The 21,155-nt window shown below is 63.1% G+C and carries 23 protein-coding genes; 10 read left to right on the plus strand and 13 right to left on the minus strand.

The annotated features are described in order from the left end of the window. Nucleotides 1-37: 37 nt before the first annotated feature. Nucleotides 38-1,126, plus strand: coding sequence for a zinc ribbon domain-containing protein (locus tag ACHWUQ_RS02475; protein WP_394680277.1), 1,089 nt, complete (start codon nucleotides 38-40; stop codon nucleotides 1,124-1,126). A 52-nt stretch (nucleotides 1,127-1,178) separates the two neighbouring features. Here the strand turns inward: ACHWUQ_RS02475 and ACHWUQ_RS02480 are convergent, their stop codons facing one another. The 6 genes from ACHWUQ_RS02480 to apaG all read right to left on the minus strand — a co-directional run bounded on the left by ACHWUQ_RS02480 (nucleotide 1,179) and on the right by apaG (nucleotide 6,172). Then, nucleotides 1,179-1,415 carry a glycine zipper domain-containing protein gene (locus tag ACHWUQ_RS02480; RefSeq protein WP_027010612.1) on the minus strand — a complete coding sequence of 79 codons (237 nt, stop codon included), beginning with the start codon at nucleotides 1,413-1,415 and terminating at the stop codon, nucleotides 1,179-1,181. 132 nt (nucleotides 1,416-1,547) lie between these two features. Next, nucleotides 1,548-2,075 carry a CinA family protein gene (locus ACHWUQ_RS02485; RefSeq protein ID WP_312459643.1) on the minus strand — a complete coding sequence of 176 codons (528 nt, stop codon included), beginning with the start codon at nucleotides 2,073-2,075 and terminating at the stop codon, nucleotides 1,548-1,550. Further along, nucleotides 2,072-2,545 carry a phosphatidylglycerophosphatase A gene (locus ACHWUQ_RS02490; RefSeq protein WP_230778748.1) on the minus strand — a complete coding sequence of 158 codons (474 nt, stop codon included), beginning with the start codon at nucleotides 2,543-2,545 and terminating at the stop codon, nucleotides 2,072-2,074. The genes ACHWUQ_RS02485 and ACHWUQ_RS02490 overlap by 4 nt, the downstream gene beginning before the upstream one ends. Nucleotides 2,546-2,683: 138 nt before the next feature. Further along, nucleotides 2,684-3,667, minus strand: coding sequence for a thiamine-phosphate kinase (thiL, locus tag ACHWUQ_RS02495; protein ID WP_394680260.1), 984 nt, complete (start codon nucleotides 3,665-3,667; stop codon nucleotides 2,684-2,686). A gap of 1 nt (nucleotide 3,668) precedes the next feature. Further along, the gene (locus tag ACHWUQ_RS02500) at nucleotides 3,669-5,762 is read right to left on the minus strand and encodes a site-specific recombinase (protein ID WP_394680261.1); all 2,094 of its coding nucleotides are present in this window, start codon (nucleotides 5,760-5,762) and stop codon (nucleotides 3,669-3,671) included. Further along, nucleotides 5,762-6,172, minus strand: a complete 411-nt coding sequence (gene apaG / locus ACHWUQ_RS02505; protein WP_239810481.1) for a Co2+/Mg2+ efflux protein ApaG — start codon at nucleotides 6,170-6,172, stop codon at nucleotides 5,762-5,764. Before apaG ends, ACHWUQ_RS02500 begins: the two co-directional genes overlap by 1 nt. Nucleotides 6,173-6,222: 50 nt before the next feature. Here apaG and rpe point away from each other — a divergent pair, with 50 nt between their 5' ends. Continuing rightward, a complete protein-coding gene (gene rpe / locus ACHWUQ_RS02510) occupies nucleotides 6,223-6,903 on the plus strand; it encodes a ribulose-phosphate 3-epimerase (protein WP_312459629.1) in 681 nt (226 codons plus the stop codon). Between the two features lie 93 nt (nucleotides 6,904-6,996). Here the strand turns inward: rpe and ACHWUQ_RS02515 are convergent, their stop codons facing one another. The 6 genes from ACHWUQ_RS02515 to ACHWUQ_RS02540 form a co-directional block, all read right to left on the minus strand. Further along, nucleotides 6,997-7,419, minus strand: coding sequence for a type IV pilin protein (locus ACHWUQ_RS02515; RefSeq protein WP_305852708.1), 423 nt, complete (start codon nucleotides 7,417-7,419; stop codon nucleotides 6,997-6,999). Between the two features lie 12 nt (nucleotides 7,420-7,431). Next, nucleotides 7,432-11,043: a pilus assembly protein gene (locus ACHWUQ_RS02520; RefSeq protein WP_394680262.1), complete on the minus strand. Its 3,612-nt coding sequence runs from the start codon at nucleotides 11,041-11,043 to the stop codon at nucleotides 7,432-7,434. A 98-nt stretch (nucleotides 11,044-11,141) separates the two neighbouring features. Further along, nucleotides 11,142-11,939 carry a PilX N-terminal domain-containing pilus assembly protein gene (locus ACHWUQ_RS02525; protein ID WP_239810484.1) on the minus strand — a complete coding sequence of 266 codons (798 nt, stop codon included), beginning with the start codon at nucleotides 11,937-11,939 and terminating at the stop codon, nucleotides 11,142-11,144. 21 nt (nucleotides 11,940-11,960) lie between these two features. Next, a complete protein-coding gene (locus ACHWUQ_RS02530; protein WP_394680263.1) occupies nucleotides 11,961-12,908 on the minus strand; it encodes a PilW family protein in 948 nt (315 codons plus the stop codon). A gap of 31 nt (nucleotides 12,909-12,939) precedes the next feature. Then, nucleotides 12,940-13,566 carry a type IV pilus modification protein PilV gene (gene pilV / locus ACHWUQ_RS02535; protein WP_312459605.1) on the minus strand — a complete coding sequence of 209 codons (627 nt, stop codon included), beginning with the start codon at nucleotides 13,564-13,566 and terminating at the stop codon, nucleotides 12,940-12,942. A gap of 65 nt (nucleotides 13,567-13,631) precedes the next feature. Then, nucleotides 13,632-14,228 carry a GspH/FimT family pseudopilin gene (locus ACHWUQ_RS02540; RefSeq protein WP_369460920.1) on the minus strand — a complete coding sequence of 199 codons (597 nt, stop codon included), beginning with the start codon at nucleotides 14,226-14,228 and terminating at the stop codon, nucleotides 13,632-13,634. A gap of 137 nt (nucleotides 14,229-14,365) precedes the next feature. Here ACHWUQ_RS02540 and gph point away from each other — a divergent pair, with 137 nt between their 5' ends. From gph to trpC, 8 genes are all read left to right on the plus strand, one after another. After that, entirely contained in the window at nucleotides 14,366-15,076 is a 711-nt protein-coding gene (gene gph / locus ACHWUQ_RS02545) for a phosphoglycolate phosphatase (RefSeq protein WP_312528745.1), read from the plus strand. A gap of 11 nt (nucleotides 15,077-15,087) precedes the next feature. After that, complete coding sequence (gene speD, locus ACHWUQ_RS02550) at nucleotides 15,088-15,498, plus strand: adenosylmethionine decarboxylase (RefSeq protein ID WP_239810488.1); 411 nt, start codon at nucleotides 15,088-15,090, stop codon at nucleotides 15,496-15,498. A 273-nt stretch (nucleotides 15,499-15,771) separates the two neighbouring features. Next, nucleotides 15,772-17,271 carry an anthranilate synthase component I gene (gene trpE, locus ACHWUQ_RS02555; protein WP_239810489.1) on the plus strand — a complete coding sequence of 500 codons (1,500 nt, stop codon included), beginning with the start codon at nucleotides 15,772-15,774 and terminating at the stop codon, nucleotides 17,269-17,271. Continuing rightward, nucleotides 17,268-17,597, plus strand: coding sequence for a chorismate mutase (locus ACHWUQ_RS02560; RefSeq protein ID WP_230778534.1), 330 nt, complete (start codon nucleotides 17,268-17,270; stop codon nucleotides 17,595-17,597). Before trpE ends, ACHWUQ_RS02560 begins: the two co-directional genes overlap by 4 nt. A gap of 2 nt (nucleotides 17,598-17,599) precedes the next feature. After that, nucleotides 17,600-18,172 carry an aminodeoxychorismate/anthranilate synthase component II gene (locus ACHWUQ_RS02565; RefSeq protein WP_312459581.1) on the plus strand — a complete coding sequence of 191 codons (573 nt, stop codon included), beginning with the start codon at nucleotides 17,600-17,602 and terminating at the stop codon, nucleotides 18,170-18,172. Next, complete coding sequence (locus ACHWUQ_RS02570; RefSeq protein ID WP_394680264.1) at nucleotides 18,172-18,831, plus strand: LysE family translocator; 660 nt, start codon at nucleotides 18,172-18,174, stop codon at nucleotides 18,829-18,831. The genes ACHWUQ_RS02565 and ACHWUQ_RS02570 overlap by 1 nt, the downstream gene beginning before the upstream one ends. Nucleotides 18,832-18,854: 23 nt before the next feature. Then, entirely contained in the window at nucleotides 18,855-19,886 is a 1,032-nt protein-coding gene (gene trpD, locus ACHWUQ_RS02575; protein ID WP_239810493.1) for an anthranilate phosphoribosyltransferase, read from the plus strand. A gap of 26 nt (nucleotides 19,887-19,912) precedes the next feature. Next, nucleotides 19,913-20,713, plus strand: a complete 801-nt coding sequence (trpC, locus tag ACHWUQ_RS02580; protein WP_394680265.1) for an indole-3-glycerol phosphate synthase TrpC — start codon at nucleotides 19,913-19,915, stop codon at nucleotides 20,711-20,713. Nucleotides 20,714-20,753: 40 nt separating this feature from the next. On the opposite strand, the gene ACHWUQ_RS02585 is transcribed toward trpC, so the two are convergent. Continuing rightward, on the minus strand, nucleotides 20,754-21,146 hold the full coding sequence (locus tag ACHWUQ_RS02585; protein WP_312835743.1) for a DUF5329 domain-containing protein: 393 nt from the start codon (nucleotides 21,144-21,146) through the stop codon (nucleotides 20,754-20,756). Nucleotides 21,147-21,155: the final 9 nt, after the last annotated feature.

Here is a 21,155-nt window from a genome sequence, read left to right on the forward strand (position 1 = left end):
GCCTGCCCCTGATCCCTTTGCGCCACCGCCGACCTCGATGGTGGCCAAGCATGTCTGCCCCGAATGCGGCGGTAATCTGGAATGGAATGCCAAGGCCCAGTCGCTCAAATGCCCGTACTGCGGCACGGTGGTGCCCTGGACGGACGACCAGCAAAAACAGCTGGATGGCGAAATCGTCGAGCAGGACCTGGCTGCAGCACTGGCCCATCCCGCCAGCGGGCGCGGCTGGGGCGAGGCGCGGCGCGAGTACCAGTGCCAGAACTGCCGGGCGATTTCGGTATTTGTCGATGGGCGGGTGGCATCACGCTGCGACTTTTGCGGCTCCCCTGCGATCCAGGCGCATGAAGAGCGCAATGATGCGATCACGCCGCAGAGCCTGCTGCCGTTCAAGATCAGCGACGGGCAGGTGCGCGACCTGATCCGCAAATGGTATGGCAGCCGCTGGTTTGCGCCCAACAAGTTCAAGAACGCGGCGCTGACCGATACGCTCAAAGGCATCTACCTGCCGTACTGGACCTTTGATGCCCATGTGCAGGCCCAGTGGCGGGCCGATGCCGGTTTTTACTACTACACGACCGAGCAGTACCGCGATGCCAATGGCAACATCAGCACGCGCCAGGTACGCCATGTGCGCTGGGAGCCGGCATCGGGCAGCCTGCAGCATTTCTTTGACGATGAGCTGGTGACAGGCACGGTCGGGGTGCACCAGGGGCTGCTGCAGAAGGTCGAACCTTTTCCGACCCGGACCGACCTGAAACCCTATTCGCCCGAGTTTGTGCGCGGCTGGACGGTGGAGCGCTACCAGGTCGATCTGAACCGGGCTGCGACGATCAACGAGGGGGATATGGACCAGCAGGTGCAGGCGCTGTGCGCGCGCCAGGTACCGGGTGACACCTACCGCAATCTGCAGGTGCAGCGCCAGTACCAGGGGCGCAGCTTCAAGCATGTGCTGGTGCCCGTCTGGCTGGTGGGCTATACCTATGGCAGCAAGAGCTACCAGATTCTGGCCAACGGCTACACCGGCCAGTTGGCCGGTGAGCAACCCTATAGCTGGGTAAAAATCATGCTGGCCGCAATAGCTGCCATCGTGGTGCTGGCCTTGTTGCTGTCGCTTTCGCAGTCATAAAGCCAGCGATGACTGCAGGGCGGGGCCGGGCTTGGCCCAGCCCGGTGCACGCTTAACGGCGGCGGCGGTTGCCGTCCATGTTGTCGCCCACCTGGTTACCAAAATAGGCACCGGCTGCTGCACCGCCGATGGTGCCCAACGTAGAGCCGAACACGGCATCACCCAACACACCACCGGCTACGGCGCCGACGCCGGTACCGATCTGGGCATTGGTAGGGTTGCTGGAGCAGGCGGTCAGGCCGCTCAGCGCCAGAACGATGGAAGCAGTGGTGATGGCAAGTCGTTTCATCTGAGTTCTCCTCTTGTTCGCATCGGCTGTCAGTCAGAAGAGTGCTGCAAACCGGATTGCTGTGCTTGCAGTGTCGCGCACAGCGGCCGTCCACCCCATCGGCGAAGTCAAAGTTTGGGTGTCGGACGGCGCTTACTGCGCCGGCGCGGCCTGCACCAGCGCCAGCAGGCGGCGCAGCGCATGCTGCACGGTGGCCTGGCGGATCGCGTGGCGGTCGCCATCAAAACGCTGCACTTCGCTGTGCAGCTGGCCAGCGACCTGCCAACCAAACCAGACGGTGCCCACGGGTTTGCTGGCGCTGCCGCCATCGGGGCCTGCCACGCCCGTAACGGCCACACTGACTTGCGCTTGTGACTGGGCAATCGCGCCCTGGGCCATGGCGCGGGCTACCGGTTCGCTGACCGCCCCGTGGGCGGCAATCAGCGCAGCGGGCACATCCAGCATCGCCGATTTGGCACGGTTGGAGTAGGTGACAAAGCCGCAGTCCAGCCATTGGCTGGAGCCGGGCCGCTCGGTGCAGGCACCGGCAATCAGGCCGCCGGTGCAGCTTTCGGCAGTGGCCATCATCCAGCTCCGTTGGACCAGGTGCTGGGCCAGCTGGGTGACGGCTTCGGGGATGGGCAGCCCATCCCTGGTCAGCAAGGCGGCGGTGGCGTTCATAGCAGATGTCTCCCTATCGCGATGACAAGCAAGGTGCAGAAGGCGGCGACCAGATCGTCCCAGATGATGCCCCATCCGCCGCCCCAGCCAAAGCCTTTGAAGCAGCGGTCCGCCCAGCGCACCGGCTGGGGTTTGACGGCATCGAAGAAACGGAACAGCACAAAGGCCGTCAACTGGCCCCAAAAGCCTGTGGGCATGACCAGCCACAGAATGAGCCAGAAGGCGATGATCTCGTCCCAGACGATGGCGCCCGGATCGGCCACGCCCAGGTTGCGCGCGGTGGCCGTGCAGGCCCACCAGCCCAGCACCAGGGAGGCCGCAATCACCCAGCCAATGGCCGCTGGTGTCAGCCACAGCTGCAGCACCAGGTAGGCGACCCAGGCCCAGAGGGTGCCCACCGTGCCCGGTGCAATGGGGCTCAGGCCGGAGCCAAAGCCCAGCGCCATCCAGTGCAGCGGGTTGCGCAGCATGAAAGCCCAGTGGGCGCGTCGCGGTGCCGCATTGCGGTCGGTGGCGCCGGGCGCGGAAGGGGAAAAGGGCGTATCGCTCATGCCCGCCATCATAAGCCTGCAGGCCGCTGCTGTGCAGGGGCGGCCGAGCTGGCTGGCTCAGGGGGCGAAGTGGTCAAACGAGGCCCAGCGCTGCGCCATGGCCTGGCCCTGCGCATCGTGCACGCGCAGGCCTGGTTCGGCGGTGATGCGGCCGATGCGCTGCACCGGTGTGTTCGCTGCCAGGCTGGCCTGCTGTACGGCGCTGCGCCGGTCTGCGGCGGCGGTAAAGCACAGCTCGTAGTCATCGCCACCCGCCAGGCAGCACTGCAGTTGAAGATCGGCGGGGAGCTTGAGGGCGCTGCCCTGCACGCCCGCAATCGCCGCCATGCGCGCCAGAACCCGGTCTGCCTGCAGCTCCGCACCCACACCACTGGCTTGCAGGATATGGCCCAGGTCGCCGACCAGGCCATCGCTCAGGTCCAGCGCGCTGCTGGCGATACCGCGCAGCGCGATGCCCAGGCCGACGCGCGGGCTGGGGCTCTCCAGCCGCTGGCGGGCAGCGGCCAAGGCGGCGGGCGGCAGTTGCACGTGGCCCAGCAAGGCTTCGAGCGCCAGGCGGGCATCGCCCAGGTGGCCGCTGACGTAGATGTCATCGCCGGGCTGGGCGCCGCTGCGCAGCAGCGCCTGGCCGGCCGGCACCTCGCCAAACACGGTGATGCAGATGTTCAGCGGGCCCTGGGTGGTGTCGCCGCCGACCAGCTCGCAGCCATGGGCATCGGCCAGGGCGAACATGCCTTCCGAGAAGTCTTGCAGCCAGGGCGCATCGACAGCGGGCAGGGCCAACGCCAACGTAAAAGCCAGTGGCTGCGCGCCACTGGCGGCCAGGTCGCTGAGGTTGACGGCCAGCGCCTTGTGGCCCAGCGTGCGCGGGTCCACATCGGCAAAGAAGTGGCGGCCCTGCACCAGCATGTCGCTGGAGATGGCCAGCTGCATGCCCGGCTGCGGCGCGAGCAGCGCGCAGTCGTCGCCGACGCCAAGCACGGCCCGCTGCACCGGGCGTTGGAAGTACTGCGCAATCAACGCGAACTCGCCCTGGGCCATGTCAGTGCTCTCCGGGTGGGGTGTGGCGGCTCAGGCGCAGCGGCAGCAAAAAGCTCAGCGGCCGCGTCAGCACCCGCTTGATCAGCGCCTTGTAGATGTGCGAGCGCTCGACATTGCTGACGTTTTGCGCGCGCAAGGCCAGGCGGAATGCGAGGTAGAAGCTGACCAGGATGTTGAAGCCGCCCAGCAGCGGCAGCGCCGCCACGCAAAGCCAGAAGCCGTGGAAATGCAGCACGCCCAGGCCCATGCTGGTGGCGGCTGCGGCGATCTGGCCGGCGGCCAGGGTCACATGGCGGATATCGAGCGGCAGGCCAAAGAACTGGGCCACCACGGGGATCAGGCCCAGCATGAACCCCAGCGAAATGTTCGAGGCAAAGCCGGAGATATTGCGCCGCATGAAAGCCGCCCAGCGCGCGGCCCGCGCCTTGCCCAGAAAGCGCGTGATGCGCGGGTTGTAGCGGATCGCCGAGTCCATGTGGTGCAGCACGAACCAGTTCTCGGTCCAGCCGGCGATGATGCTGGAGGAGAACAGCAGCACCCCGGTGAAGGCCGCATAGAACACCGAAGGCCCCCAGAGGCTGAGCGACTTCAAGGTCTGCTCGGCCTCATGCTGGTCGATAAAGGGCGCGCCGGTGGTGCGGGCCCAGCCCCAGGTCAGCAGCAGCACCATCGGGAAGACGGTGAACACATTGCCCAGCACGGCGGCCACCTGGGAGCGCACCAGGTAGCTGACCTCGTCGACAAACGACGCAATGCCTGCCTCGGTATCGCCCGATTCCTTGAGCTTGGCGGCCATCGCCGGCGCGGTCATCGCTGGCTGCTTGGTGGCGACGGTGAAGTGCAGCAGCTGGATCAGCACAAAGCTGATCGCGTAGTTGATGCCTGCCAGGAATCCCGCCCAGAACGCGGAAATGGCAATCGCGTGCAACGAGAACTTGATCAAGGTGGTGAAAGCCATCACCAGGCCGCCTCCGGCTGCCTTGCGTGCCATCTGCGCGTATTCGCGCTTGTCGCGGGTGATGTAGTGCTCGCCGGTCTCGGCGCTGCGCTCGGCCACCTTGGAGGCCAGCAAGGACGAGTTGGACGAGATCAGCGCGCGGATGCTCTGGCGCTCCAGGCCGACGGCCACCAGGTGGGCCAGCAGCTTGGCGGTGATGACCTTGGGGTTGGCCGACAGCAGGCAGTCGAGCAGCTCGCGCACGCGCAGGATGCGCATGCGCAGCTGGCGCAGCCGGAACACGACGCCCACGGACACGCCATTGTCCTCAAAATGCTCGTAGATCGAGGCGACGGCTGCGCGGCACTCATCCAGGCTGCGGCGCACGGTTTCTTCGGCTTCGAGCACCTGCGCCGCCTTGGGGCTGGGGTGCAGCATCGCGCGGCGCAGCTCTTCCACACCGCTGATGAGGCTGTAGAAGGGCTGCGTGTTCTTGGCACTGCCGCTCATGCGCAGGCGCAGCTCCGGCGCAAAGCCGGCCGCCAGAATCTGACCGGCGCAATAGGTGATCGCATTGAGCACCAGGTGCTGCCACGGCGAGAGCCGGTTGCCGTAATGCTCCAGGCCGGCAATGCTGCCGGCATCCACATCGCTTTGGGCGATCTGGGTGGGGACGACCATCACCTCCAGCGACACAAAGCCCGGCGAGAGCAGCTGGGCGATGCGCTCCAGCAAGGGCTTGTCCATGGCCTTGAGCCACTGCGCATCGAAAGGCGTGTGCAGCGCCATCGAAAACAGCACGGTCGCATCAATCGTCTCCGGCGTGGAGGGCAGCAGCTTCCAGCGCAGGCGCTCGGCCATCTCATTGAAGAACGCGGTGCGGGGTGCAAAACCAAAGTCGGCCAGCAGCGCGGTCAGGTCGATGGTCTGCAGCTGCACGGCCCACCAGCGCTGTACTTTCTCTCGCAGTGCGGCATTGCCATCGATCGCGTCCAGCAACTGGCTGACGCGGGCAAGGGCTGCATCGACCGAGTTCTGCTGGCCGCGGATCCAGGCGAAGATCTCGATGATCCAGAGGTTGCGCTCGGCCAGTGGCGCATCGGGGTTGAGACCCGTCAGCAGCTGTGGCAGCGGGTCTTGCTTTTTCTTGCGAAACATCAGTGCAGCACTCGTCCTTGCGCCAGGTCGTCATCTTGGGCGGGGTACTGGGTGGCATCGAGCGTGAAGCGCGGGATCGGGCAGTCAAAAGTGTGTGCCTCGTCGCTGATGCACAGATAGCTGCCTTCCATGCTGCCCTGGGGTGTGGCCAGGCGGCACTGGCTTTGGTACTCAAAGGATTCGCCGGGTGCGAGTAGCGGCTGGTGGCCCACCACGCCCAGGCCCTTGACCTCCTGGACCAGTCCAGTCGCATCCTTGATGATCCAGTGCCGTGCAATCAGCTGCGCAGGCACATCACCACTGTTTCTGATGATGATGCTATAGATAAAGTGAAACACGCCGGCCTCGGGCATGGACTGCTCAGGCAGGTACTGCGGTGTCACCGACACCTCAAACTGGAACTTTGGCATGTGAAACTGGATTGAAGTCAGGTAGAAATACTAACTGCGACAATAGAGGGATGAGCTCCACCTACCGAATTGCCCCCTCGATCCTGTCTGCAGACTTTGCCCGCCTGGGCGATGAAGTGCGCAACGTACTGGCCGCTGGCGCGGACTGGATACATTTTGACGTCATGGACAACCACTATGTCCCCAATCTGACCTTCGGCCCCATGGTCTGCGCCGCCTTGAAGCCCCACGCGATCCGGGCTGACGGCACGCCGGCGCCGATCGACGTGCACCTGATGGTGCAGCCGGTGGACGAGCTGGCCGCCGCCTTTGCGCAGGCAGGCGCCGACTATATCAGCTTCCACCCCGATGCTTCGGCCCACGTGCACCGCAGCATCCAGGCGATCAAGTCACAGGGCTGCAAGGCCGGTCTGGTCTTCAATCCCGCGATGCCGCTGGACGTGCTGGACTGGGTGATCGAGGACATCGACCTGGTCCTGCTGATGAGCGTCAACCCCGGTTTTGGCGGCCAGAGCTTCATCGACTCGACCCTGCGCAAGATCGAAGCCACCCGCAAGCGTATCGACGCCAGCGGCAAGGACATCCGCCTGGAAGTCGACGGCGGCATCAAGGAAACCAATATCCGCCGCGTGGCGGATGCAGGGGCCGATACCTTTGTGGCCGGCAGCGCGATTTTTGGCAAGCCCGACTACAAGGCAGTGATCGACCAGATGCGGGTGGCACTGGGGTGATGGTTTTGCCCTGAGGATGGGCGATAAAAAGGCTCCGGCAATGGGTTGCCGGAGCCTTTTCTGTTGCGGAGCTCGCCGAAGTCTCGCGCGCGCTTATTTGCTCCAGCAGCTGCTGTCGTAACCCGATGCACCTTCGGTTTTACCGTTGGCGCCCTGCAGACCGGTGTTCGTCAACGTGTAGTTGCCGCACTTGTCGTTCGCTTGCGCGTTTTGAGCGGTCGCCGTCAATGTGAAGGTTGAGCCATTGGAGTTCAGGCTGATTGCATAGCGTCCCGAAGGCATGGTGCTCATGCTGGTAGGCAAACTCGTTGGGTAGGTACCGTTGGCAGTTGCCGCACGCTCCATCCACTGCGCCGCCTGCAGCAGCGTGGCACGCGCGTCGGCGCGGTGACCACGCCGGATGTACTCGTTATAGCTGGGCAGCGCGATCGCCGTCAGGATGCCCACCACGGCGACCACGATCATCAACTCGATCAGTGTGAAGCCGCGTTGCTTCGTCACGGTTCTTGGATTCATTGCTGTTCCTTCTTACTGCAGCTGGCGCCAGGTGGGGCGCAAGGTTTGTTCAGGCATGCGCAGCAGTGCCTCCATATTGTTGATGCAGCGGTCACCGGTACAGGTACTGATATCGAGCATCTGCGTCTCCGATGCGGCGACCTGCGAGTGCGAGCCCTTGTCCACCTGCGCACGGGACGCATTGCCGTTGTCCGAGGCACTGAACGAGGTATTGCTGCCCAGGTTGATCAGCTGGATGCTGGGCTTTTTGCCATCCATGATGTTGACCATCGTACGGTACTGGCGCTCACTATCGACCGACGTGGAGTCACAGCTCTCCCGGTTGACATCGACATCCTGTCCCTTCGCAGGGACCTGGGTATAGGCAAGCAGGATATTGGTGTTGTCATAGAGCTCCAGGTTCTTCAGCGCGCGCTCGCCCACTGCCGGAAGGTCCATGTACCAGCCGTTGTAGGTGGTGCCCCAGGTGGTCTTGTCGAGCGTGTCCACTTCGTCCACGCGGCCGCCCACGCCTCCGGCGATGTTGAGCTCGGCGATTGACCGTTTGGCCAGCCCTGCAGTGGTCACGCCCGTACCCAAGGCAGCGGGTGCCGGCACTGCCAGACATTCCGCAGGCGCAGAGGACGTGCAGGGCTTGCCGGGATGCACTTCCAGCCATTGGCTGGATCCTTCCGTTTTTCTTACCCGGTAGCGCGTGTTGTCCAGCACCGAATAGATGCTTTGTACCAGCACATCGCTGGGGTCATTGCGGCTGACATTGCGGCCGGTGCCAAAGGCGACCATCATGCCGCCCACAGGTACGGTTTTCTTTGTGCCATCGGTCTGGGTCACCTCCTTGACCCGGTCATTGGCGCGCGCCGTGGGTGCCACCGTGATCGGCTGGACATTGGTGCGGGCGGAGGAACTGAGGGCCGAGGGACCACGCGCGGTGAACAGCGGAGAGCCGCTGAAGGCCACGTTCCATTCGCTGGCAACATCGCTGGTCAGGTCGAATTTCCAGATATTGCCAAGGTTGTCGCCCGCATAGGCGATGTCGATGCGTCCATCGCCGTTCAGGTCGATCAAGCGCGGGGCTGACAGGCCGTTGTCATTGGCATTGCCGGTGCCGGCGGTGGCGGTTGTCACTGGAATGCGAACCAGCTCCTGGCCCTTGTCCAGGTACTGGATCAGCAGCACCGGGCGCTGGTTGGTGCTGTTGTAGCCATTGCCCATTACCGCTGCCCAGCGGCCGTTGTTCATGCGGGTGATTTGTGTGGTGCGCAGGAAGTCCGTTTCATCCATCACTGGCTTGGCCGTGATGTGGCCAATGTCGCGGTCCTCTTCTGCGGTGGCAATGCAGGCAGTGCGTTGCGCTCCGGTCAGCGCGGTGCAATCCAGAGGGTCAGCCACGCCACGGGTACGGTCCAGGCGTACCAGGGTGTTGGCATTGGCTGCCGTAAAGCTGGGAGCGCTGGAGGTGCTGCCGGCTGCGGGATTGGTCACATCCAGCACAAAGTAGCCTTTGCCGCCGGCCCCCATCGTGCCCACCAGCAGGGTGCGCCAGTCTGCAATGTAAGCCTGGTTGCCGGGCGTGGTTTCCCTGACGCCTCCGAGCTCCACATCACCCGTCATCGGTGAGCCATCGACAAAATACTGGTGGGTATAGCCCGAGCTCGCCAGGTTCTTGAGCGATGTCAAAGCGCCATTGGGGATGTACGCCAGCTTCTCCGAGCCATCGGTCGCGGAGAAGCCATGCAGCATGCCATCATTGCCGCCGACATACACCATGGGGACGCGGTCTTTCTGCGCTTGCACAAAGCTGCTGTAGCCTTGCAGCGCATAGGTGCCTGAGGGGGCGCCGGTGTACCAGACGCCGGAGTTGATGATATCGCCTTGGCGGCTCTTGCGCTCGCGGAATGGCTTGGCGGTGGTGTAGCCGGTGGTGTCCGAGCCTTCCAAGGTGCGATCACCTCGGATGAAGTTCACAATGCTCTCACCGCTGGTGGCGATGGGCGTGGCACTGGCCAGCCCGATCTTGGCTTTCTGTGCGGTGCTCAGGTAGGTCTGGTCGCTGGCCCACTTGAACTGGACACCGCCCTTGTCACCCGATGTCGTGCTGGTCTTGGTGACCCACTGGTCACTCCACCCCAGAATCAAGCGGTTCGTCACGCCGGTCAACGCATCGAGCAGGTCGGCGGTCGTTTTGTTTTCCCAGGCTGGTGTGCTGGTGCCGCTCTTACTCACCGTTCGGGCCGCCACATAGCCCTTCCAGCTGGAATCGGGCTGGTAGCCTGCTGTGAAGGTGGCCACGTCGTAGCGCGCCGCGTTTGAGCCGCTGCTGACAGACGAGGTCAGATCGGCATCGGTCTGCGTGTTGATCTGGCCAAAGATTTCGCGGAAGGCCTTCTCCAGGTCTTCACCTTTTTGCACCGCGTAGAAGCGGCCCCGGCCGTTGATGGCCGAGTGCCACAGATCCAGTGCGCGGACTTCTTCCCCGCCGCTATTCATATCGGGCCAGGTCTTGGTGCCATTGACCAGGTCGGGGAAGCTGCCGTCATAGCCAAAAGGCACCATGCTGGACGAAGCGCTGATGTTGTACTTGGCCTCGTTGTAGGTCTGCTTCCAGGTGTAGGACAGCGCACTGAAGCCAATCGTGTAGGTCACCATGTGCGGCCAGGTGGCAGGGTTGTAGCGGGGGTTCCAATAACGGTCCAAGGTGGCGGTGGTGCTGCCATTGGTGAACGTCTCGGTGGCGGGCGCTTTGCGGTAGTCGGAAGTGGGCTGCATGGTGCCCGTCCAGCCCGTGGTATGCGGTGGCACTGCCCAGCTGTAGAAGGCCCAGTCCGCCAGCGTATAGTCAAATGCATCACGGTACAAAGCACTCTTGGCGCGGTCGGCGGCTGTGGTGCCGCCGTAGACCGTGCCGTCCGGCAAGGTCAGGTTGGTCGTGTTGTCCGTTTGGGCAGGTTTGGTGGCGGTACTGTTCCAGCGTCCGTCCGTCATGATGATGTGGTAGCTGCGGCGGCAGGCCAGGTAAGGCGATCCCGTCGTGCCAGGCACCGACGCCCAGGGGCTGTTGGTCGATAGAGGTCGCCGCATGTAGCCATCGGCCTGCGAGAACATCTTGTGCGATGGCGTGCCGTTGACGGCGCTCAGTCCATTGATAAAGCTGATCAGGTTGTCGCGGTGGCTGGTGTTCAGCACGCGCATCGAATTGGTCTTCATCGTGGTGCTGTCGACACTGTCGGCGCCAGATGCATTGCCGTTGTTCCACATGGCCTGCCAGGACATGCGCACCTTGCCGTCAGGCAGCAGGGACGTATCGCGCAACACGCCACCGCTGCCGCCGTTACCGATGAGTGCGTACTTCAGCACATTGATACGCCGTGCAGACACGGGCCAGGAGCCATCGGCATTGGGCACCTGCGTATTGCTGGCTCCCGTTTGGTTTTCCCGATCCAGCCGGTACTGCATACTGCCCGAATCATCGATAGAGATGATGATATTGGGAGCCACATAAGGCTCCTTGGTGCCAGGCGGCCCGCTGGCCAGCTCCAGGGCCCAGCTGCTGTGTGGTGCCAGTGCAGCGCATGCGGCCAAGGCCAGCAGATGTTTGCGGAATTGGGGGGTGTTGTTGTAAGCCACAGCGCCTCCTGTCGGTAGTGCGAATAGTTGGTTTCAGCCAGCATGGCCATCAGGCCAGCGTCCTGCTGTCAAAGCGTTGAAGATCCAGAGTGGTGAGCTCAGTCCTTGAGCCGCTGGCGTGCATAGGTCTGCTGCAGGACCACCTGCGTATTGGGCTTTCGCCCATAAGCCAGGCTGGTGATGCGATAGACGACATTCGGGATCATATTGAGCGCCAAAAAGTTATTGGCCACCATGCTGTTGCCGGCACTGTCTTCGGCGACGATCAAATTCGAGTTCTTGCTGCTCTCGTCATAAGGCAGCACCTCGATCCAGTACCAGCCACCGCGGTTGGCAGCACTGCGGTCTGCGAGGATGGGATTGGCCGGGTTGCTGGCATTGCCCAGCTTGGCGCCGGTGTATTGGCCATAGCGCGCACCAATGGGTGCGCCGCCCGTGGGGGTGCTGGTCATCTGTGCCAGGGTGACGCCACGGCTTGCATCCGTGTTGTTCCAAAAATCCTGGTTGCCTTGGCGTTTGGTGCACAGGCCATTGCGGCATTTGTAGGCTTGGCTGTCCAGCGTGGCCAGCAGCTTGCCCACCGACGGCGCCTCCAATGGAATCTGGTCTGCGGTGCTTTGGCGGCAGACATCACCCGTACCACTGCACACGGAGCCGTCGGCATTTTCATTGCGGATGTCCAGCTCCGCGTCCTGCAGCAGCGCTTGTCCGGCCTCGAAGGCGCGCTGGTAATCCGCATCATTGCTGACCATCATTTCTCCAAACAGGGAGGTGCGCGCCGACCACAGGGCCAGCAGCATCGACAGCATGACAAAGATGATGACGACGAACAGGGCCACGCCGCGTTGCTGGCGGAGCGGTGGGCGTTGGTCGCGAATGAAGAATCTGCCTTGCATGGTTAGGGCTCTTGGTTCGGGTTACAGCACATTGCCAATCAGCCCCTGGCTGCGCAATTGGTAGACACTGCGAAACACCATGTGCATGCGTTGGGCACGGGCCGCTCCAATGGCGCTGCCGCTCATGTCGGTGGAGGAGGCGCTGGTGTAGTCCACCGAGGTGGTTCCATCACAGTCGGTATAGGTGGCGCTGTCGTTTCCCGAGGGCAGGTTCATGGGTTCGTTGCCATACAGAACAAGACAGACCTCCACCCCGGTGACCTGCCCCCAGTTGGTGCCTACGGCGGCAGCATTGACATACTGGATCTTGGGGGCGCCGCTGGCGGTATCGGTCATTCGCAAATACCGAACACGGAAGTTGGCCACATTGCCAATCACTGGTTGGGTCGTACCGGTGGTGCCGGTGCAGACCAGATTGTTGGCGTTGAGTGCAAACGCGCTGGAAATGCGCATGAAGCTGTTGTTGTCCGCGGTGTCCGAGTCTTGCGGACCGCCTTGGCAATCGCGTGACAGCGACTGCGTAGCGGGGGACGTGTCGTTGACGGGGTAGACCGGCTCCTTGTAACGCCGGTACCCCAGGTTGAGCGTGGTGTTTGTACCGCTGATGGTGTCGGTCGCCGGGGAAAAAGCCCTTCCTGGAGTGGAAGAAGTGGCCTTGGCCTCGAAAGCCACTGGCAACGCATACCGGTCAATGTCCGTGCTGGTATTTTTGGAGGCATTGAGGTTGAGATACAGCGAGCCCGATTGCCGCAGCTGCTGACCGATCACGCGAAAGGCGTAGCCAGCCTGCTGCTGCAGCGCACTGGCGTCGCTGACCGTGCCCGAAGTGCCACGAGACACCATCAGCGCGCCCCCTGCTACCGCCACGACCATCAGCCCAATGGCTACGCCCACCATCAGCTCCACCAGTGTGAGGCCGCTTTGTCTGCTGCGCGTTGCGATGTAAGAGGCGCTGGCTGCAGGCGTCATCTGCAAACCATGAGGTGTTTTGTGAGGCATATCAGGTACCTGGGCAGAAATAACGAGCTGTGCTGGTGCCCTTATAGGGGGCGCAGCGGGCGCTGACGGGGATGTACTGCAGATGGCAGGTATAGCCTTCTGCGCAGGTCACAGTAGCTCCACTATCGGCAGCGGCGTTGATGGCCGAGCGGTAGTCGCTGTCGGCGCCTTTTCTCTCGTTTTCGCGCCAGCGGATCATCACGCCTAACTGACGCCGGTTGGCGGCGACGTCTTCGCCAGCGGCAACAAACAGGTTCGCATCTCCCTTCATTCGCTCCTGGAGAAATGCTTTCCACTGCGATACATCGTAGGCAGCGAGCTCTGCTCCTGTGCAGACGACATTGCTGCAAATCTTGCTGGGCGTAGAGGTGTCGTCCCATCCACTGATATAACTGCTCATGTTGGCCATCGCATTGGGATTGACCTTCATACGCTCACTCAGGTCCTCAATGAGCCGGATCGCCTGCTCTCGGCGCACGCTGGTCTGCGTGTCGCTGAGGGTGCGCAACTGCACGCCCACGATGCCCAGAATGCCCAGCGCGGCAACCACGAGGGCAATCAGCGATTCCAGCAAGCTGATGCCGCGTTGGCGGCGGGGTGCGGCAGAGATTCTCGTCAACCGGCGCATAGGACTTCTTTCTGTGTCTGAGCTCGCAAGCGCTGCATGCGCTGAGCGAGGTTGGAAAAGCAGGGTCAGGAGCAGCTTGCAGTCCCTGAGTTCAACCGCCTGATCAAGCCACCGGCCTGGATGCATAGGGTCTGGGCTGCGGAATTGCTGCTGCTCGAACCTTGCGGCCAAGCGCGAAAAGTGAGCGCAGAGGCGCCGTTATTGCTGAAACTCCCCCACCGATCCACACGGATCTTGCCGGTCATCGTGGTGCCCGCAGCACTCACTTCAATCTCCGTGCGGGGAGATGCATTGGTCTGCCGGAGCGTCGTTTCGGCATCACCGCTTTGTGAGCCGTCGCGATTGACATCCGGAAATACCAGCCAGCCGCAGCCCCATTGCGCATCAGCGCTCGCAGCCGTGCAGTCACTGCCATTGGCCTTTTTGACGATGACGACATCCCCTGCACGCCGAATGGCTTCAGAGCGTGCGAAGTAGAGCGTGGATTGCAGATCTTCCACAGCGCTGCGTACCCGCCAGCGCTCCATCAAACCCTTGAAGCTGGGTGCTGCCAGCGACGCGAGAACCGCCACGATGGCAATGACCACCAAAAGCTCTATCGCGGTAAAGCCAGATGCCCGCCGCTGCAGTGACGAATGCCCATAATTCATGAAATGAATCATAAGTAATACTTTGCAAATAAGGGGTGCTGGACGACAAGTGGCTATCCGCGTGCGACAAGCGGCGGACCGCATTCAATGCGGCATCAGCTGATCGGGATCTGCGGCACAATCGCCGGCTGGGCCCGAAAGAATGTGTCATGACTGATGTAAACAAAACCCTGCAGCGCTGCGAAGCCGTCATCGTCGACCTGGACGGCACCATGGTCGACACCATGGGGGACTTTGCCGAGGCGCTCAACCGCATGCTGGCGGATCTGCAGCTGCCGGCGATCGATGTGCAGACCATCGAGCCGATGGTGGGCAAGGGGTCGGAGCATCTGCTGCGCGCGGTGCTGAACCATGTGCTGGCCCAGGTGCACCAAGCGAGCGGCCAGCCAGTGCCGGCCACCGAGATCGACAACCGCTATGCCCAGGCCTGGGAGCGCTACCAGCACCACTACCTGGCGATCAATGGCCGCTTCTCCCGCGTGTATGACGGGGTGGAGAAGGGGCTGGCGCAATGGCGCTCCAAGGGGCTGAAGATGGCCTGCCTGACCAACAAGCCGCTGTCGTTTGCCGAGCCGCTGCTGCGCGCCAAGGGGCTGCGCGGCTATTTTGACCATGTGTTTGGCGGTGACTCGTTCGAGCGCAAGAAGCCCGATCCGCTGCCGCTGCTCAAGACCTGCGAGGCGCTGGGCAGCAAGCCGGCCCAGACCTTGATGGTGGGCGACAGCAGCAACGATGCCGAGGCAGCGCACAACGCCGGCTGCCCGGTGGTGCTGGTCAGCTATGGCTACAACCACGGCCAGCCGATCCGCCAGGTGGCAGCGGCCGGCTATGTCGATGCGCTCAGCGAACTGCAGGCCTGAGGCCGCTTTCTGTGGACGGACTGCACCTGACCGCCGACCTGTATGACTGCCAGTGCCCAGCGGCCTGGCTGGTCGATGCGCAGGCGCTCGCTGCGCTGTGCAACCAGGCGGTGGCCGATGCGGGGCTGACGCGCATGCATGACAGCTGGGTGCCGTTTCCCGGCCATAACGGCCAGCCCGGTGGTGTGACCGGCGTGGTTTTGCTGGCCGAGTCGCATGTGGCGATCCACACCTGGCCGGAGCTGGGCCATGTCACGCTCGATGTCTACGTCTGCAACTTCTCGGGCGACAACTCGGCCAAGGCGCAGCAGGTCGTCGATACCTTGGTGGGCGCTTTGCAGCCCAGGCGCTGCCAGCACCAGCGGCTGCAGCGGGGCAGTCTGCAGACCGGGCAGGGGACGGCGGCGGGCTTGCCGCGCTGAAATCCCCGGTTTTCTGGTTTTTACACCGTCGTTTGTGGTTTCGTTTGCTACACTAGGCGCCATGTTCATCCATCACGCAGTCATTACAGGTCGTTCCGACCGGGGAGCTTGGCCCTGGCGTAAGCCTGTATCTATGCCTGTTTGATTGCCGCTGGGTAACACGCCCCAGCGTGCGCCCGAGGGCTGGTTGCAAGGCCAGCCCACCAAAGATGAACTGCAGCGCACGATACGCACACATCCAGCGTGCGCTGCTCAAGCTGGGGATGGTTCTTCGTGATCACCGAACTCGAATTCAAAAGTCTGGCCAACCAAGGCTACAACCGCATTCCTCTGGTCGCAGAAGCGTTTGCGGATCTGGAAACCCCTCTCTCCCTGTACCTCAAGCTCTGCCACACGCATGACGACGGCAAGCACAGCTTTCTGCTCGAATCCGTGGTCGGAGGCGAACGTTTTGGCCGTTACAGCTTTATCGGCCTGCCTGCCCGCAGCCTGCTGCGCGCCAGCGGTTTTGGCGCCGATGCCCGCACCGAGGTGGTGACCGATGGCCAGGTGGTCGAGACCCATGCAGGCAATCCGCTGGATTTCATTGCCGACTACCAAAAGCGCTTCAAGGTCGCGCTGTCGCCCGGTCTGCCGCGCTTTTGCGGTGGTCTGGCGGGGTATTTCGGGTATGACGCGGTGCGCTACATCGAGAAAAAGCTCGAGAACAGCTGCCCGCCCGACACCCTGGGCACGCCCGACATCCTGCTGCTGCAGTGCGAAGAGGTCGCCGTCATCGACAACCTCTCGGGCAAGCTCTACCTGATCGTCTATGCCAACCCGGCCGAGGCCGAGGCCTATTCCAAGGCCAAGAAGCGCGTGCGCCAGCTCAAGGAGCAGTTGCGCTACTCGGTCAGCGTGCCGCAAATCAAGGCCGGTGACAGCTACCCCTCCGAGCGCAGCTTTGCCAAGGCCGATTACCTCCAGGCTGTGCTGGAGGCCAAGGAGATGATTGCCGCCGGCGACTTCATGCAGGTGCAGGTGGGCCAGCGCATCCAGAAGCGCTACACCGAGAACCCGCTGTCGCTGTACCGCGCGCTGCGCTCGCTCAACCCCAGCCCCTATATGTACTACTACCACTTTGGTGATTTCCAGGTGGTAGGGGCCAGCCCCGAGATTCTGGTGCGCCAGGAGCAGGTCGAGGAAGGGCAGAAGATCACCATCCGCCCGCTGGCCGGCACGCGGCCGCGCGCTGCAACGCCGGAAAAGGACAAGGCCACCGAGCAGGAGCTGGTGAACGACCCCAAGGAGCGCGCCGAGCACGTGATGCTGATCGACCTGGCGCGCAACGACATCGGCCGCATTGCCAAGACCGGCTCCGTCAAGGTGACCGAGGCCTTCGCGGTGGAGCGCTACAGCCATGTGATGCACATCGTCAGCAATGTCGAGGGCATTCTGAAGGACGGCATGACCAGCATGGACGTGCTCAAGGCCACGTTTCCGGCCGGCACCCTGTCGGGTGCGCCCAAGGTGCATGCGATGGAAGTCATCGACCAGCTCGAGCCGGTCAAGCGCGGGATCTATGGTGGTGCCTGCGGCTACCTGAGCTTTGCCGGCGACATGGACCTGGCCATTGCGATCCGCACCGGCGTCATCAAGGACGGCATGCTCTATGTGCAGGCGGCGGCTGGCGTGGTCGCCGACTCGGTGCCCGAGCTGGAATGGAAAGAGACCGAACACAAGGCCCGCGCACTGCTGCGCGCGGCCGAACTCGTTGAGGAAGGACTGGAATGACCCGCGCTATCGACAAAGTAGAAGACTGCAACACCATGGCCGACGTGCGCCGCAATGTGAATGCGCTCGACGACATCCTGGTGCCCCTGCTGGTGGAGCGCGGCGGCTACATGACCCAGGCTGCCAAGGTCAAGAACAACCCCGAGCTGGTGCGTGATGAAGAGCGCATCGAGACCATCGTCAGCCGCGTGCGCGAACGCGCGGCGCTCGAAGGCGGCCAACCCGATGTGATCGAGGCTATCTACCGCGCGATGATGGAAGCCTACATCGCCTACGAACACCGCGAACTGGCCCGCTTGCAAGCGGGCGGCAAACCCCGGGAGTGACGATGAAAAAACTGTTGATGGTCGATAACTACGATAGCTTCACCTACAACATCGTGCAGTACTTCGGTGAGTTGGGGGTCGAGGTCGTGGTGGTGCGCAATGACGAAACCTCGCTCGAGGCCATCGCTGCCCACCAGCCCGATTGGCTGGTCATCTCGCCCGGCCCCTGCTCGCCGGCCGAAGCCGGTATCTCCATCGCGGCAATCCAGCACTTTGCCGGCAAGCTGCCTATTTTGGGCGTATGCCTGGGCCACCAGGCCATTGGCGCGGCCTTTGGCGGCAAGGTGGTGCGTGCCGTGCAGCAAATGCATGGCAAGACCAGCGTGATCACGACCACGCAAGAAGGCGTGTTTGCCGGTCTGCCGGCGCAATTCACCGTCAACCGCTACCACTCGCTGGTGATCGAGCGCAGCAGCTGCCCCGATTGCCTGGAAGTGACCGCCACCAGTGAAGATGGCGAAATCCAGGGCGTGCGCCACAAGAGCCTGCCGATCCAGGGCGTGCAGTTCCACCCTGAGAGCATCCTGACCGAGCATGGCCATGCGATGCTGAAGAACTTTCTGGAGCAGCGCTGATGATCGAGCTGCACCAGTTGCTGATGTTCATCGCAGCTGGCTGGCTGCTCAACCTCACCCCGGGCCCGGACGTGTTCTACATGCTCAGCCATGCAGCGCGCCAGGGCTGGCGTGCCGGCCTGGTGGCCAGCGCCGGTATCACCGCTGGCTGCATGGTGCATGTGACGGCTGCTGCGCTGGGTGTTGGCGCATTGCTGGCCGCCTCGGCCACTGCCTTTGGCGTGCTCAAGTGGCTGGGCGCGGCCTACCTGCTGTGGATGGGTGTGCAGATGCTGCGCAGCAAAAACAACAGCAAGCCGCTGTCGCCTGCCGGTAACGCAACGGCTCTGGCAGAGCCGGGCACCCGTCTGGCGCGCATCTTCTGGGGCGGCTTCTGGACCAACGTGCTCAACCCCAAGGTCGCCATCTTCTTTCTGGCCTTTATTCCGCAGTTCATCGCCGCGGACTACGCCCACAAGAGCCTGGCCTTTGCCGCGCTGGGCCTGCTCTTCAACCTGAACGCCATTCCCGTCAATATGCTCTGGGTGGGGATGGGTGCCGGAATGGCCCGGCGCGCGGGCGGCTTGCGCCAGCGCCTGCATTGGCTGGACCGCACGGCCGGCGCCATGTTCATTGGCTTTGGCCTCAAGCTGGCGCTGACCGACAAGCCCGGCGCCTGACCCCTGATACAGCGAGAAACTCCATGTCGATTACTCCCCAAGAAGCGCTGCAGCGCACCATCGAGCACCGCGAAATCTTCCACGACGAGATGCTGCACCTGATGCGCATGATCATGCAGGGCGAGCTCTCCCCGGTGATGACTGCCGCCATCCTGACCGGCCTGCGCGTGAAGAAGGAAACCATTGGCGAGATCAGCGCTGCCGCCCAGGTGATGCGCGAGTTCTCCAACAAGGTCCATGTGGCCGATCGCCAGCATCTGGTCGATATCGTCGGCACCGGTGGCGATGGTGCCAACACCTTCAACATCTCGACCTGCTCGGTGTTTGTCATTGCCGCTGCCGGTGGCAAGGTCAGCAAGCATGGCGGGCGCAGCGTCTCCAGCAAATCGGGCAGTGCCGATGCGATGGAAGCGCTGGGTGTCAACATCCAGCTGAGCCCCGAGCAGATCGCCCAGAGCATTGCCGAGGTGGGCATTGGCTTCATGTTTGCGCCCAACCACCACCCGGCGATGAAGAACGTGGCCCCAGTCCGCAAGGAGCTGGGCGTGCGCACCATCTTCAACATCCTGGGCCCGCTCACCAACCCGGCCAGTGCGCCCAATATCCTGATGGGCGTCTTCCACGAGGACCTGGTCGGTATCCAGGTGCGCGCGCTGCAGCGCCTGGGCGCCGAGCATGCGATCGTCGTCTATGGCCGTGATGGCCTCGACGAGATCAGCCTGGGCGCCAGCACCCTGGTGGGCGAGCTCAAGGACGGCGTGGTGCGCGAGTACCAGATCCATCCGGAAGACTTCGGTATCCAAATGGTGGGCACGCGCGCGTTCCGCGTCGACAATGCCGAACAGTCCAAGGCGATGCTGATGGGCATCCTGCAAGGCGAGCAAGGCCCCGCACGCGATATCGTCTGCCTCAACGCCGGTGCGGCACTCTATGCGGCCAATGTGGCCAGCTCGATCGAAGACGGCCTGCAGCGCGCCCGCGCTGCGATCGACAGCGGCGCGGCCTTGCAAAAGCTGCAGGACCTGGTGGCCCTGACGCGCCGGCTTGCCGCCTGAGCCGGCCTCCCAACCAAGGAAAACACATGTCCGATATTCTGAAAAAAATCTGTGAGGCCAAGCGCATCGAAGTGGCCGAGGCCAAGAAGCGCAGCCCCTTCGAGGTGATGCGCCGCGACGCCGAAAGCCGTGTGCTGACCCGTGACTTTGTCGGCGCGCTGCGCGCCAAGATCGCCCAAGGCCAGGCCGCGGTGATCGCCGAGGTGAAAAAGGCCAGTCCCAGCAAGGGCGTGATCCGTGCCGATTTTGACCCGGCCGACATTGCCCAGAGCTATATGGTGGGCGATGGCAAGACCAGCGCCGCCTGCCTGTCGGTGCTGACCGACCGCCAGTTCTTCCAGGGCGAGCCGGATTTTCTGAAGCAGGCCCGCGCCAGCACCTTGCTGCCGGTGCTGCGAAAGGATTTCATGGTCGATCCCTACCAGATCTATGAATCCCGCGCGATGGGCGCTGACTGCGTGCTGCTGATCGCCGCCTGCCTGGACGACGCCCAGATGGCCGAGATGGAACAGATTGCACGCAGCCTGGACATGGCTGTGCTCGTCGAGGTGCATGACGGCGCCGAGCTGGCGCGTGCGCTCAAGCTCAAGACGCCGCTGATTGGCATCAACAACCGCGATCTGCGCACGTTTGAAGTCAGCATCCAGACCACCTTGGATCTGCAAAAGCAGGTGCCTGCCGACCGCCTGCTGGTGACCGAGTCGGGCATTGCCAGCCCGGACGATGTCAAGACCTTGCGCGATGCCGGCATCCACGCCTTCCTGGTGGGCGAGGCCTTTATGCGCGCCGATGAACCGGGCGAAGCACTGGCCAAGCTGTTCGTTTAAGCAAAGCAGCTAAGAAAAAACGAGTAGCGGCGCAATGCCGCTACTGCGCCGTGCGTGCCTGGGCCAGCTGGGCCTCAAACCATTGCTGGCTGCGCACTTCCGGCTGGCCCGGGCAGCGCACCAGATAGGGCTTGCCCGACATGCTGCTTTGGCTGGCCGCGCGCGCAATAAAGGCCTCGGCCGTGGGCGCCAAATCTCTTTTTTGCAGGTAGCTGTACTTGCGCTGCAAATGCGCGCTGGCCTCGCTGGCGCTGTACCACTGGCCATTGCGGGAAAATTCACAGCCCGACTGCTGCAAGGCCTTGAACAGCGATTGAATCTCGCGCTCGGTGGTGCTGGTTTCGCTGCTGGCGGTCTGCGCGCCGGCGGCCAGGCTGCACAGCAAGCAGGCCGCGGCGAGGGCCGGGGTCCAGGGGTATCGTCGGTAGGGCATGGCTCGTCA

Origin of the sequence: uncultured Comamonas sp. (assembly GCF_964277875.1) — a bacterium.
Classification (GTDB): Bacteria; Pseudomonadota; Gammaproteobacteria; order Burkholderiales; family Burkholderiaceae_C; genus Comamonas; species Comamonas sediminis.

Coding starts and splice junctions, on each gene's coding strand:
- ACHWUQ_RS02480 (WP_027010612.1), bottom strand. CDS start 1,415: ATGAAACGACTTGCCATCACCACTGCTTCCATCGTTCTGGCGCTGAGC.
- trpC (WP_394680265.1), top strand. CDS start 19,913: ATGTCCGATATTCTGAAAAAAATCTGTGAGGCCAAGCGCATCGAAGTG.
- ACHWUQ_RS02485 (WP_312459643.1), bottom strand. CDS start 2,075: ATGAACGCCACCGCCGCCTTGCTGACCAGGGATGGGCTGCCCATCCCC.
- ACHWUQ_RS02540 (WP_369460920.1), bottom strand. CDS start 14,228: ATGATTCATTTCATGAATTATGGGCATTCGTCACTGCAGCGGCGGGCA.
- ACHWUQ_RS02515 (WP_305852708.1), bottom strand. CDS start 7,419: ATGAATCCAAGAACCGTGACGAAGCAACGCGGCTTCACACTGATCGAG.
- ACHWUQ_RS02570 (WP_394680264.1), top strand. CDS start 18,172: ATGATCGAGCTGCACCAGTTGCTGATGTTCATCGCAGCTGGCTGGCTG.
- ACHWUQ_RS02525 (WP_239810484.1), bottom strand. CDS start 11,939: ATGCAAGGCAGATTCTTCATTCGCGACCAACGCCCACCGCTCCGCCAG.
- ACHWUQ_RS02490 (WP_230778748.1), bottom strand. CDS start 2,545: ATGCTGCGCAACCCGCTGCACTGGATGGCGCTGGGCTTTGGCTCCGGC.
- rpe (WP_312459629.1), top strand. CDS start 6,223: ATGAGCTCCACCTACCGAATTGCCCCCTCGATCCTGTCTGCAGACTTT.
- thiL (WP_394680260.1), bottom strand. CDS start 3,667: ATGGCCCAGGGCGAGTTCGCGTTGATTGCGCAGTACTTCCAACGCCCG.
- ACHWUQ_RS02585 (WP_312835743.1), bottom strand. CDS start 21,146: ATGCCCTACCGACGATACCCCTGGACCCCGGCCCTCGCCGCGGCCTGC.
- ACHWUQ_RS02560 (WP_230778534.1), top strand. CDS start 17,268: ATGACCCGCGCTATCGACAAAGTAGAAGACTGCAACACCATGGCCGAC.
- pilV (WP_312459605.1), bottom strand. CDS start 13,566: ATGCGCCGGTTGACGAGAATCTCTGCCGCACCCCGCCGCCAACGCGGC.
- ACHWUQ_RS02565 (WP_312459581.1), top strand. CDS start 17,600: ATGAAAAAACTGTTGATGGTCGATAACTACGATAGCTTCACCTACAAC.
- gph (WP_312528745.1), top strand. CDS start 14,366: ATGACTGATGTAAACAAAACCCTGCAGCGCTGCGAAGCCGTCATCGTC.
- ACHWUQ_RS02530 (WP_394680263.1), bottom strand. CDS start 12,908: ATGACGCCTGCAGCCAGCGCCTCTTACATCGCAACGCGCAGCAGACAA.
- trpD (WP_239810493.1), top strand. CDS start 18,855: ATGTCGATTACTCCCCAAGAAGCGCTGCAGCGCACCATCGAGCACCGC.
- ACHWUQ_RS02475 (WP_394680277.1), top strand. CDS start 38: ATGGTGGCCAAGCATGTCTGCCCCGAATGCGGCGGTAATCTGGAATGG.
- apaG (WP_239810481.1), bottom strand. CDS start 6,172: ATGCCAAAGTTCCAGTTTGAGGTGTCGGTGACACCGCAGTACCTGCCT.
- ACHWUQ_RS02500 (WP_394680261.1), bottom strand. CDS start 5,762: ATGTTTCGCAAGAAAAAGCAAGACCCGCTGCCACAGCTGCTGACGGGT.